At 70.7% G+C, this 12,580-nt stretch carries 4 protein-coding genes and 1 rRNA gene; 1 reads left to right on the forward strand and 4 read right to left on the reverse strand.

All coding sequences use genetic code 11. The features are described 5' to 3' along the window. The 4 genes from ACFU0Y_RS13295 to ACFU0Y_RS13310 all read right to left on the reverse strand — a co-directional run. Window positions 1–881 (reverse strand): 16S ribosomal RNA (locus tag ACFU0Y_RS13295); the annotation flags it as partial. A gap of 567 nt (window positions 882–1,448) precedes the next feature. Further along, complete coding sequence (gene glgB / locus ACFU0Y_RS13300; protein WP_380215005.1) at window positions 1,449–5,387, reverse strand: 1,4-alpha-glucan branching protein GlgB; 3,939 nt, start codon at window positions 5,385–5,387, stop codon at window positions 1,449–1,451. Between the two features lie 53 nt (window positions 5,388–5,440). After that, window positions 5,441–7,207: a maltose alpha-D-glucosyltransferase gene (gene treS, locus ACFU0Y_RS13305; RefSeq protein ID WP_380215006.1), complete on the reverse strand. Its 1,767-nt coding sequence runs from the start codon at window positions 7,205–7,207 to the stop codon at window positions 5,441–5,443. 106 nt (window positions 7,208–7,313) lie between these two features. Then, a complete protein-coding gene (locus ACFU0Y_RS13310) occupies window positions 7,314–9,770 on the reverse strand; it encodes an alpha-1,4-glucan--maltose-1-phosphate maltosyltransferase (protein ID WP_380215007.1) in 2,457 nt (818 codons plus the stop codon). 156 nt (window positions 9,771–9,926) lie between these two features. On the opposite strand from ACFU0Y_RS13310, the gene glgP reads away from it, so the two are divergent. Beyond that, window positions 9,927–12,524 (forward strand): alpha-glucan family phosphorylase, encoded by a 2,598-nt coding sequence (gene glgP, locus ACFU0Y_RS13315; RefSeq protein ID WP_380215008.1) that lies wholly within the window; start codon window positions 9,927–9,929, stop codon window positions 12,522–12,524. Window positions 12,525–12,580 lie beyond the last annotated feature (56 nt).

Below are 12,580 nucleotides of genomic sequence, written 5' to 3' on the forward strand. Positions count from 1 at the left end.
TTGCGGCCGTACTCCCCAGGCGGGGCACTTAATGCGTTAGCTACGGCGCGGAAAACGTGGAATGTCCCCCACACCTAGTGCCCAACGTTTACGGCATGGACTACCAGGGTATCTAATCCTGTTCGCTCCCCATGCTTTCGCTCCTCAGCGTCAGTAACAGCCCAGAGACCTGCCTTCGCCATCGGTGTTCCTCCTGATATCTGCGCATTTCACCGCTACACCAGGAATTCCAGTCTCCCCTACTGCACTCTAGTCTGCCCGTACCCACTGCAGACCCGGGGTTGAGCCCCGGGCTTTCACAGCAGACGCGACAAACCGCCTACGAGCTCTTTACGCCCAATAATTCCGGACAACGCTTGCGCCCTACGTATTACCGCGGCTGCTGGCACGTAGTTAGCCGGCGCTTCTTCTGCAGGTACCGTCACTCTCGCTTCTTCCCTACTGAAAGAGGTTTACAACCCGAAGGCCGTCATCCCTCACGCGGCGTCGCTGCATCAGGCTTCCGCCCATTGTGCAATATTCCCCACTGCTGCCTCCCGTAGGAGTCTGGGCCGTGTCTCAGTCCCAGTGTGGCCGGTCACCCTCTCAGGCCGGCTACCCGTCGTCGCCTTGGTGAGCCATTACCCCACCAACAAGCTGATAGGCCGTGAGCCCATCCAAAACCAGTAAAACCCTTTCCACCACCCACCATGCGGCAGGAAGTAGTATCCAGTATTAGACCCAGTTTCCCAGGCTTATCCCAGAGTCAAGGGCAGGTTACTCACGTATTACTCACCCGTTCGCCACTAATCCGCCCAGCAAGCTGGGCATCATCGTTCGACTTGCATGTGTTAAGCACGCCGCCAGCGTTCGTCCTGAGCCAGGATCAAACTCTCCGTCAAAAAAACAACGAAAACATCAAACCCCGGCTGAAAATGTCGCCACCACCCCACGGAGGCAGGACGGCGACAACCAATCAACCGAATAAAACATCCGGTATCAACAAACATGGCACACTATTGAGTTCTCAAACAACAGACCGATCAGCCGTGTCTCGCTTGACACCGTGCTGCCGGAGTGCTCTGCAACCTTAGCCCTTCCGGTCGACCCCGGTCAATCTCAGGTGAACTCTCGGTTACCTGATCGTGACGGTGCCGCCTTCCGGCGAAGCTCACAATCTCCCACTCTAACACTCTTCCTTCCCGGTGCAACTCGCTGGCTGCTCCGTCGGGACCGTTCGGTGTGGGATGCCGCCCCGTGGATCTCCCGGGGGAGTTCCTCGCCGCGACGACTTGGAAGAAGTTACCCCCAATCCGCCGCCCGCGCAAACCGGGCTCCGGGCGGCTGCGGCTCCCCTCCGTCGCCGGCTCCGCGGCCCCGGTGCCGTGGACGGCCGAAGGGCCCGGATCCGAGGATCCGGGCCCTTCCCGTGACTCCGGCCCGCTCCCCGAGGAACGGCCGGGGCCGGGTCAGTGCTCGGCCGGCTTGAGGTACAGGACGGCCAGCGGCGGGACCGTCAGCACCACCGAGGCGGGGCTGCCGTTGTGGGCGCCCTCGGTGGCGGTGACCCGGCCGAGGTTGCCCACGCCGGAACCGCCGAAGAGCTCCGAGTCCGTGTTGAGGGTCTCGACCCACTCCCCTGCCCACGGCAGGCCGAGCCGGAAGTTCTCGTGCGGGTTGCCGGCGAAGTTGGCCACGCACACGAGCGGATTGCCCTGCTCGTCCCACCGGGTGAAGGAGAGGGTGTTGCGCCCGGCGTCGGCCGCGTCGATCCACTCGAATCCGGCGGGGTTGTTGTCCCGCTCGTAGAGTGCGGGGGTCTCCCGGTAGATCCCGTTGAGCGTGCGCACCAGTTCCTGGACACCCTTGTGCGGCGGGGTCTCGGAGAGCCACCAGTCCAGCCCGTGCTCCTGGGACCACTCGGACTCCTGGGCGTACTCCGTGCCCATGAAGATCAGCTGCTTGCCCGGGTGGGCCCACATGAAGGCCAGGTAGGCGCGGACGTTGGCGAGCTGCTGCCACCGGTCGCCCGGCATCTTCCGCAACAGGGAGCCCTTGCCGTAGACGACCTCGTCGTGGGAGATCGGCAGGAGGAAGTTCTCCGAGAACGCGTAGACCAGCGAGAACGTGAGCTTGTTGTGGTGGTAGTACCGGTTGACCGGGTCCTCCGCCATGTACTCGAGGGTGTCGTTCATCCACCCCATGTTCCACTTGAGCCCGAAGCCCAGCCCGTCGGCGTCGGTCGGCCGGGTCACCCCCGGGTAGGACGTCGACTCCTCGGCGATCATGACGATCCCCGGGGTGCGCTTGTAGGCCGTGGCGTTGGACTCCTTGAGGAAGGCGATCGCCTCGAGGTTCTCGCGGCCGCCGAAGACGTTGGGCTCCCACTCCCCCTCGTTGCGCGAGTAGTCGAGGTAGAGCATGGACGCGACCGCGTCGACGCGCAGGCCGTCCACGTGGAACTCCTCGAGCCAGTAGGAGGCGTTGGCCACCAGGAAGTTTCGGACCTCGTTGCGCCCGTAGTCCGGGATCAGCGTGCCCCAGTCCTTGTGCTCGCCGCGGCGGGGGTCGGCGTGCTCGTACAGGGGCTCCCCGTCGAAGCGGGCCAGCGCCCACTCGTCCTTCGGGAAGTGGCCCGGGACCCAGTCCACGATCACGCCGATGCCGGCCTGGTGCAGCTTGTCCACGAGGTAGCGGAACTCGTCCGGGCTGCCGAAGCGGGAGGACGGCGCGTAGTAGGACGTCACCTGGTAGCCCCAGGACCCGCCGAACGGGTGCTCGGCCACGGGCATGAACTCCACGTGGGTGAAGCCCTGCCAGGTGAGGTACTCGACGAGCTCCTTGGCGAGGTCCTTGTAGCCGAGGCCCTTGCGCCACGAGCCGATGTGCAGCTCGTAGACGCTCATGGGCGCGTTGTGCGGATCGGTCGCCGCGCGGCGCGCCATCCAGGCGTCGTCCTGGAACTCGTAGTCGGACTCGAAGACCCGGGACGCGGTGGACGGCGGCACCTCGGTGCCGAAGGCCATGGGGTCGGCCTTCTCGCGCCAGCCGCCGTCCCGGCCCAGGATGCGGAACTTGTAGGTCGCGCCGGAGCCGAGACCCGGGACGAAGATCTCCCACACGCCCGAGGAGCCGAGGGAGCGCATGGCGTGCTCGCTGCCGTCCCAGCCGTTGAAGTCGCCGATGACCCGCACCGCCTGGGCGTTGGGCGCCCACACGGCGAACGCCACGCCGGTGATGTCGCCGAGCACCGAGGGGTAGCGGCGCACGTGGGCGCCGAGGACGGTCCAGAGCGTCTCGTGCCGGCCCTCGCCGATGAGGTGGAGATCCAGCTCGCCGAGGGTCGGCCCGAAGCGGTACGGGTCGTCCAGCCGCTGCGGCTCGAGGTCCCGGTAGGTCACGTCCACGCGGTAGTCGGGGATCCGCCCCGGCTCGTGCGCGGGGACCACGCCGGTGAAGATGCCGCCCCACTCGTGCTCGAGCTGGAAGGTGCCGTCCTGCGTCACGACGGCCACGGCCGTCGCGAACCGGCGCAGGGTGCGCACGGTGACGCTGCCGTCGGGGTTGAGATGGGCGCCGAGCACGCCGTGCGGGTCGTGGTGTCGGCCTTCGGACACCGCGGCCAGCAGGTGCTCGGGAACGGGCACCGGCCCCGCAGGCGCCACGTCGTGGCCGGCCGGGACGGCGCGTGTCCCCTGGCCGCGGTCGGATCGGTCCTGCGGAGTGCTCGCGCTCACTGCGTCCTCGATTTCCGTTCCCGCTGCCGCCGGGATGAGCCGCGCGGACCGGGAGCTGTCGTCGTCGTGGTCGGTGCCGGCCGCGGGGTCCGCAGCGGCGGTATCAGGGTTCACGCTACGCGACCGGAGGCCCTCCAGTGAACGGCGAACCGCCGCGGCCGGGACGTCCACCCAGTCGGGTCGGTTCCGCTGCTCGTAGACGACCTCGTACAGGGCCTTGTCCAGCCACAGCGCCAGGAACAGCGGGGAATCGCGGTCCACACCGTTCCCGGCGCCCTGCTCGTAGCCCGCCAGGAACGCGTCGCCCGCGCGGCGGCCCCACGCCTCGGCGTCCTCCGCGCCGGCGCGGGCGCCGAAGGCCGCGGCGTAGTCGAAGGAGCGCAGCATGCCGACCACGTCGCGCAGGGCCACGTCCGGCCGGGTGCGCTCCTCGATGGCGCGCAGCGGCTCCCCCTCGAAGTCCAGGACCTTGAACTGGCCGTCCTCGGTCTGCAGGACCTGGCCCAGGTGGTAGTCGCCGTGGATGCGCTGCAGCGGGGGCAGCTCCGGAACGTCGTCGAGGGAGGTGATCAGCTGGTCGAGGGCGGCCGCGTGCTCCGAGAACAGCGAGCCGGTCTCGGTGCGGGCCCAGCGGAGACGACCGCCGAGGTCGTTCAGGAGGCGGGCGCGGGCGGCGTCGTCGGGGACCTCGGCGCCGAACGCGCGGCCCAGGTCGCGGTGCACGCGCGCGGTCGTGCGGCCGAGCTCCCGGGCCTCCTCGGAGAAGTCCTCGCCCTGCTCGGCAGCCGCCACGGCCCGGCCCCACGCGTCGGCGGAGCCGGCGAGGAACTCGGTGGCCACCGCCAGCTGGCCCTGCACGGTGCTCAGCCCGGAACGCCAGCGGGCGTCGAGCCACCCGAAGGTGCTCGGCACGGCGGGGCACCCGAGCGCGGTGAGTTCCCGGCCCACCTCCACGTCCGGGTTGTCGCCCACCCCCAGCACGCGGAAGAACTTCACGATCACGGCGTCGGCGTCCGCCCGGCCCGCGGGCGGGGAGAGGATCACCGAGGAGTTCGACTGCTCGCTCGAGATCACGCGCACCTGCTCGGACGTCTCGACCGCGTAGGGGACGCGCAGCACGTCGCCGTGCGCTCCCGTCACCGTCAGGCCGAGGGGGCCGGAGCCGAGCGACTCCGCACGCTGCATCAGTCCGAGGACCGGACCGACGAACACCGGGTCCCCGACCCCGTCGTAGACCCAGGGGCCGGCCACGGCGTCCTCCGCGCCGGGCAGCGGCAGCCCGGTGCGCTGGGCCACGGCACGGCCGGCGCGGGCCGCGCGCTCCCGGAGGAAGCGCGCCGCCCGGCGCGGCGTGGCGCTCTCCTCCGCCGGGACGTCCGTCCCGGTCCCCTCCGCCGGGGCCGGCGACAGCTCGCCGACCAGGAAGCGCTCCGCGCCCCCGAGGGGCTCGGCGCGGAAGCTCAGGGGCACCTGGAGGAGCTCGGTGCGCGCGCCCTCGGAGGCCTCGACCAGCAGGACCCGGGCTCCGGCGCCGTCCTGGTCCGGGAGGGCCAGCTGGGCGACGACCCGCAGCTCCACGCCGGAACCGCCGCCCGCGAAGGGGAACCACCGCTGCCGTGGCAGCCACCGGCGCAGGAGGTCGAGGAGCTCGTCGGGGTGCTGGTCGGTCATGGGATCAGGTCCTTCCGGGTCGGTCGAGGAGGTGGCCGGACGCGCGGACGCGCTCAGGACGTGGTCGTGCTGATGATCGGCATGGCCGTGGTCTGGGGGTGGGTGCCGTCGTCGCGGGGAGCGGCCCGGAGGCGGAGCCAGAAGAAGTCCTGGCTGCCGAGGGTGATGCGGTACTCCCCCGCCTCGTCGACCTCGCCGAACAGGTCACCGCCGAAGAGCTCGCGCAGCCCGCGGCCCGCGAACTGGGGCAGCCGGATCCGGGCGCAGGCCGGGGTGTGGGCGAGGTTGAACAGGCACAGCACGGTCTCGCCGCGCCCGTCCTCGGTCTCCTCGTCGGGGAGCACGCGCAGGAACGCCAGGACGGAGTCGTGGTCCGTCTCCACGTTGACGTACGAGCCGAGGCCGAACGCCGGGTGCGCCTTGCGCACCGCGAGCATCTGGCGCATCCAGTGCAGCAGGGACGACGACGACGCCAGCTGCGCCTCCACGTTGACCTGGTTGTAGTGGTAGACCAGCGACTGGACGACCGGCAGGTACAGCTTGCCGGGGTCCGCCTTCGAGAACCCGGCGTTGCGGTCGGGGGTCCACTGCATCGGGGTGCGGGAGGCGTCGCGGTCGTCGAGCCAGATGTTGTCGCCCATCCCGATCTCGTCGCCGTAGTACAGGAACGGGCTGCCCGGCAGGGACAGGAGCAGGGCGTGGATGAGTTCGATCTCGGCCCGCGAGTTGTCCAGCAGGGGGGCCAGCCGGCGGCGGATGCCCACGTTGGCGCGCATCCGCGAGTCGGGGGCGTACCAGCCGAGCATCGCCTGGCGCTCCTCGGTGGTCACCATCTCGAGGGTCAGCTCGTCGTGGTTGCGCAGGAACGTGCCCCACTGGGTGCCGCGCGGGATGTCCGGCGTCTCGTGCATGGTCTCCACGATCGGGGCGGCCTTCTGGTCCCGCAGCGCGTAGAAGATCCGGGGCATGATCGGGAAGTGGAAGCACATGTGGCACTCGGGGCTGTCCTCGCTGCCGAAGTACTCCACCACCTCGTGCGGCATCTGGTTCGCCTCGGCGATCACCACCCGCCCCGGGTACTGGTCGTCGATCATGCGCCGCAGGTCCACCAGGAAGTCGTGCGTGCCGGGGAGGTTCTCGCAGTTGGTCCCCTCCTCCTCGATCAGGTACGGGATCGCGTCGGCCCGGAAGCCGTCGATGCCCATGTCGAGCCAGAACTTCACCACGTCGTGGACGGCCTCCACCACGGCGGGGTTCTCGAAGTTGAGGTCGGGCTGGTGGGAGAAGAACCGGTGCCAGAAGAACTGGCGGCGGATCGGGTCGAACGTCCAGTTCGACTCCTCGGTGTCCACGAAGATGATCCGGGCGTCCTGGTACAGCTCGTCCGTGTCGGACCAGACGTAGAAGTCGCCGTAGGGGCCCTCGGGGTCCTCGCGGGACGCCTGGAACCACGGGTGCTGGTCGCTCGTGTGGTTGAGCGGGAGGTCGATGATCACCCGCAGGCCGCGGGCGTGCGCCTCGGCCACGAGACGCTTGAAGTCGCTGATCGTGCCGAACTCGTCGAGGACCGAGTAGTAGTCGGAGATGTCGTAGCCGCCGTCGCGCAGCGGGGACTCGAAGAACGGCGGCAGCCACAGGCAGTCGATGCCGAGCCACTGCAGGTAGTCGAGCTTGTCGATCAGGCCGGAGAAGTCGCCGGAGCCGTCACCGTTGGCGTCGGAGAACGCGCGGACGAGCACCTCGTAGAACACCGCTTTGCGGAACCAGTCGGGGTCGTGGGAGATGCCGGGGGCGTTGAGCGAGTACGGCGAGAGGCTCATGCGGGGGTGCCGCCTTTCGGACAGGTGGGTCGGAGGCCAACGGTGCTGGGAGAGGGGCCCTCCCGGGTGTCGCCCGGGAGGGCCCCGACGGGGTCCGCTCGAGCCCCTACTTGACGTTGCGGCGGATGTGCAGGACGTGGGCGGGGTCGTAGTGCGGGTCCAGCCGCACGTAGTTGTGCGTGCCCCACTTCCAGGAGTTCCCGCTGAGCAGGTCGTCCGCCCAGAAGCTGCCGTCCTCGTTGAAGTCGGCGTCGTCCAGGTCCAGCGACTCCAGGTCCAGCCACACGGTGCCCTCGCGGGTCGCGTGCGGATCCACGTTGACGACCACGACGACCGTGTCCTTGTAGCTCGAGCCTCCGTGCCGGACGGTCTTCGTCTTCGAGAAGGCGACCAGGGCGTCGTCGGACGTGGACTGCACCGTGAGGTTCTGCAGGTCCCCCAGCGACGCGTGCCGGCGCCGGATCTCGTTGAGCCGCGTGAGGTACGGGGCGAGGGACTCGCCGCGCTCCTCGGCACCGGCGAAGTCGCGGGGCCGGTACTGGTACTTCTCGTTGTCGACGTACTCCTCGGCACCGGCGCGCGCCACGTGCTCGTACAGCTCGTAGCCGGCGTAGACGCCCCAGAGGGGCGAGCCGGTGGCGGCCAGGACGGCGCGGATCCGGAAGGCCGCGGGTCCGCCGAACTGCAGGTACTCGGTGAGGATGTCGGGGGTGTTGACGAAGAAGTTCGGCCGGTACACCGCCGAGGTCTCGTGGCTGACCTCCTCGAGGTACTCCTCGATCTCCTTCTTGGTGTTGCGCCAGGTGAAGTACGAGTAGGACTGCTGGAAGCCGACCCGGGCGAGGCCCTGCATCATGGCGGGGCGGGTGAACGCCTCGGCCAGGAACACGACCTCGGGGTGCTTGGCGTTGACGGTGCCGATCAGCCACTCCCAGAACCACAGGGGCTTGGTGTGCGGGTTGTCGACCCGGAAGATCTTCACGCCGTGGGAGATCCACAGCTCCACGATCCGCAGCACCTCGAGGGACAGGCCCTCGGGGTCGTTGTCGAAGTTGATCGGGTAGATGTCCTGGTACTTCTTCGGCGGGTTCTCCGCGTACGCGATGGAGCCGTCGGCGCGGGTCGTGAACCACTCCGGGTGCGCGGTGACCCACGGGTGGTCCGGGGAGGCCTGCAGGGCGAGGTCCAGGGCCACCTCGAGACCGAGGTCGCCGGCGCGGGCCACGAAGCCGTCGAAGTCCTCGAACGAGCCGAGGTCGGGGTGGATCGCGTCGTGCCCGCCCTCGGCGGCACCGATGGCCCACGGGGAGCCCGGGTCCTGCGGACCGGCCACCAGCGTGTTGTTGGGGCCCTTGCGGTGGGCGTGCCCGATCGGGTGGATCGGGGGCAGGTAGATGACGTCGAAGCCCATGGCCGCGACGCGGTCGAGGCTCTCGGCGGCGGTCCGGAAGGTGCCGGAGGTCCACGTGCCGGACTCGGGGTCGAGGACGGCGCCCTCGGAGCGGGGGAAGAACTCGTACCAGGACCCGCGGCCGGCGGCGGTGCGCTCGACCTTCAGCGGGTAGCGGCGGCTCTCGGTCACGAGGTCCCGCACGGGCCGCTCGGCGACCACGGCCAGGACCTCGGCGGAGGTGCCGGCCCCGAGCCGGTGCTCGGCGGGCAGCTCGGCGTTGCCGAGCGTGCGCGAGACCGAGCGGAACAGCTCGGTCTCGGCGTCGGGGCGGCCCGGCTCCGCGGCGGCGCGGTCGAAGAGCACGACGCCCTCGGCCATCATGAGGTCGACGTCCTGGCCGACCCCCACCTTGATCTCGGCGGCGTGCCGCCAGGTCTCGAACAGGTCGCCCCAGCCCTCGACGGCGAAGGTCCAGGCGCCCTCGGCGGTCGGCGTCAGCCACGCCTCGTAGCGGTCGGTGCCGGGAGTGGTGAGCCGCATCGGCACGCGCTCGACCTCGGCGCCCTGCGGGTCGTACAGCACCGCGGTCACGCCCAGGGCGTCGTGGCCCTCGCGGAACACGGTGGCGCCCACGCGGATGGACTCGCCCGGCACGGCCTTGGCCGGGAAGCGCCCGTCCTCGACCACCGGGCTCACGCCGACGACCGGGATCCGGCCGTAGACCAGGTCCTCCCGGGAGAACGCCGAGCCGGCGCTCTTCCGGCGCGTGGTCGTCGCCTTCCGCGGCGTGGTGGCCTTCTTGGCGGTGGCCGTCCTCGTGGTGCCGGCCTTGGCGGCCGGTGCCTTGGCGGCCGCGGGCGCCTTCGCGGCGGCGGTCCTGGCCGTCGAGGTCCGCTTGGCACGCGGCTTCGGTTCCGCCGCGGGGACGACGGCGATGCCGGGCTCGTCGGGCACGGTCGGCGTGGCCTCGGCGTCCGGCGCCTTGCGGGCGGTGGACGCCCGGCGGCGGGCCGGTGCCTTCTTCGCGGGCTGCTCCGCCGGCGCCGCGGGGGCGCCGGTCTCCGCCGCGGGCAGGGCGGGCGTCGTCGAGGGGTCGGGAACGGGCGCGCCGGACGGGCTCGAGGCCGGGTCGGACGGGGACGGCGTGTTGGCTTGGCTCACCTGGACCACGTTAGCGACAAACCCGGCGATCGTTAAGCCCGCTGTCGAACCGTGGGACGGTGTCGCCGTCCCCGTGCCGCTCCCCGGCGGGGCGGGCCGGCGCGGCACGGAAGCGATGGGTCGTGGCGCCCCCGTCGTGCGCCGGAGCACCGGTAGTCTGACGGCGTGAAGGCAATCCGTAGATTCACCGTGCGCACCGTGCTGCCGGAGTCCATCGCCCCTCTGAGCCGACTTGCGAGGAACCTGCGCTGGTCCTGGCACCGGCCCACCGAACAGCTGTTCGCCGAGCTGAACCCGCAGGCCTGGGACGCGGTCCACGGGGACCCCGTCAAGCTGCTCGGCTCCCTCACCCGCGAGGAGATCCAGCAGATCGCCCAGGACCCGGCCACCGTGCGCCGGATCGAGGAGCTGGACGCCGACCTCCAGCGCTACCTGACCGACGACCTGTGGTACCAGAGGACCCAGCCGGAGGACGCCCCGCGCGCCGTCGCCTACTTCTCCGCCGAGTACGGCGTGACCTCCGTGCTCCCCCAGTACTCCGGCGGGCTCGGGATCCTGGCCGGCGACCACCTCAAGAGCGCCTCGGACCTCGGCGTGCCGGTGGTGGGGGTCGGGCTCTTCTACCAGCACGGCTACTTCAAGCAGTCCCTGTCCCGCGACGCGTGGCAGCAGGAGTCCTATCCCGTGCTCGACCCGGACGGCATGCCCCTGACGCTGCTGCGGGAGGAGGACGGCAGCCCGGTCCGGATCACCCTGCCCCTGCCCAACGGCCGCTCCCTGTCCGCCCACATCTGGCGGGCCGACGTCGGCCGCGTCCCGCTGCTGCTGCTCGACTCCGACATCCCGGACAACGACGACCACGCGCGCAGCGTCACGGACCGCCTCTACGGCGGCGGCGGCGACCACCGGCTCCAGCAGGAGCTGCTGCTCGGAATGGGCGGGATCCGGGCGCTGCGGGCCTTCTCCCGGCTGACCGGGGCGCCCGCCCCGGAGGTCTTCCACTGCAACGAGGGACACGCCGGGTTCCTGGGCGTCGAGCGGATCGCGGAGCTCATGGACCCGGCGGACGGGACCGAACCGATGACGTGGGACGAGGCGCTCACCGCGGTGCGCTCGGCCACCGTCTTCACGACCCACACCCCGGTGCCCGCGGGCATCGACCGGTTCGAGCGGGCGCAGATCGAGCACTTCCTCGACGCGGGCCTGGCCCCCTCCGTGCCCACGGCCCAGGTCCTGTCCCTGGGCGCCGAGGACTACGACGGCGGCGACCCCGCCAAGTTCAACATGGCGGTCATGGGCCTGCGCCTGGCCCAGCGCGCCAACGGGGTGGCCAAGCTGCACGGCGTGGTCTCCCGGGGCATGTTCCAGGGGCTGTGGCCGGGCTTCGACGTCGACGAGGTGCCGATCGGCTCGATCACCAACGGTGTGCACGTGATGACGTGGATCGACCCGCGCATGGCGGAGCTGGCCCTCGACCCGATGGGCTCGGACCTGAACCGGGCCGCGCGGTGGCGCCGGATCTACGGCGCGGACGACGCCGAGCTGTGGTCCGTCCGCCGGGAGCTGCGCACCCGCCTGGTGGAGGACGTCCGGGCCCGGCTGCGGGCGTCGTGGAAGAAGCGCGGCCTCGCGGACGCCGAACTGGGCTGGACCGACACGGTCCTCGACCCCGGGGTGCTCACGATCGGCTTCGCCCGCCGGGTGCCGACCTACAAGCGGCTCACGCTCATGCTGCGGGACCCGCAGCGGCTCAAGCGGATCCTGCTGGACCCCGAGCACCCCGTCCAGCTCGTGGTCGCCGGGAAGTCCCACCCGGCCGACGAGCAGGGCAAGCGACTGATCCAGGACCTCGTGCGCTTCACGGACGACCCGGAGGTGCGCCACCGCATCGTCTTCCTGCCCAACTACGACATCGCCATGGCCCGGACCCTCTTCCCGGGCTGCGACGTGTGGCTGAACAACCCGCTCCGCCCGCTCGAGGCGTGCGGCACCTCCGGGATGAAGGCCGCCCTCAACGGCGGGCTGAACCTCTCGGTGCTCGACGGCTGGTGGGACGAGATGTACGACGGCCAGAACGGCTGGGCGATCCCGACCGCCGACGAGGGCGCGCACCCGGACGAGCGCGACGACATCGAGGCCGCGGCCCTCTACGAGCTCATCGAGAACCACGTGGCCCCGCGGTTCTACGGCGAGACGGCGGAGGGCTCGGACCCGGACGCCGACGGCGTGCCGCACCAGTGGCTGGCGATGGTCAAGCACACCCTGGCCACGCTGGGCCCGCGGGTGTCCGCCAAGCGCATGCTCGAGGACTACGTGCAGCAGCTCTACGTGCCGGCCGCGCTCTCCGGGCGCCGGGCCGCCCTCGACGGCCACGCGGCCGCCCGGGCGAAGTCCCGGTGGGTGGGGCGCGTGCGCCAGGCGTGGGAGCAGGTGTCGGTCGAGCACGTGGACGCCGAGGGCGTGGCCCAGGAGCCGCAGATCGGCGACGAGCTCACGGTCTGCGCCTACGTCTCGCTCGGCTCGCTGAGCCCCGACGACGTCTGCGCGGAGATCGGCTACGGCCGGGTCTCGGAGACGGACCACATCCACGAGCGCAAGTACGCGAGCCTGAGCCCGGTCGACGACCTGGGCGGCGGGCGGCACAAGTTCAGCGGCACGATCACCGTGGACCGGTCGGGCCCGTTCGGCTACACCGTCCGGGTGCTGCCCGCCCATCCCGAGCTGGCGGACAAGGCGGAGCTGGGACTGGTCACCAACGCCTGAGCCGCCCGCGGGACTCCGCGGCGGCGCACGAGCAGGAGGGGCCGCACCCCGTGGGG

The sequence above is a fragment of the Kocuria sp. NPDC057446 genome (genome assembly GCF_042802875.1).
In the GTDB taxonomy this organism is placed as follows: domain Bacteria; phylum Actinomycetota; class Actinomycetes; order Actinomycetales; family Micrococcaceae; genus Kocuria.

Excerpts from the sequence above, each read along its gene's own strand:
- glgB (WP_380215005.1), bottom strand. The coding sequence starts at position 5,387 with ATGACCGACCAGCACCCCGACGAGCTCCTCGACCTCCTGCGCCGGTGG.
- treS (WP_380215006.1), bottom strand. The coding sequence starts at position 7,207 with ATGAGCCTCTCGCCGTACTCGCTCAACGCCCCCGGCATCTCCCACGAC.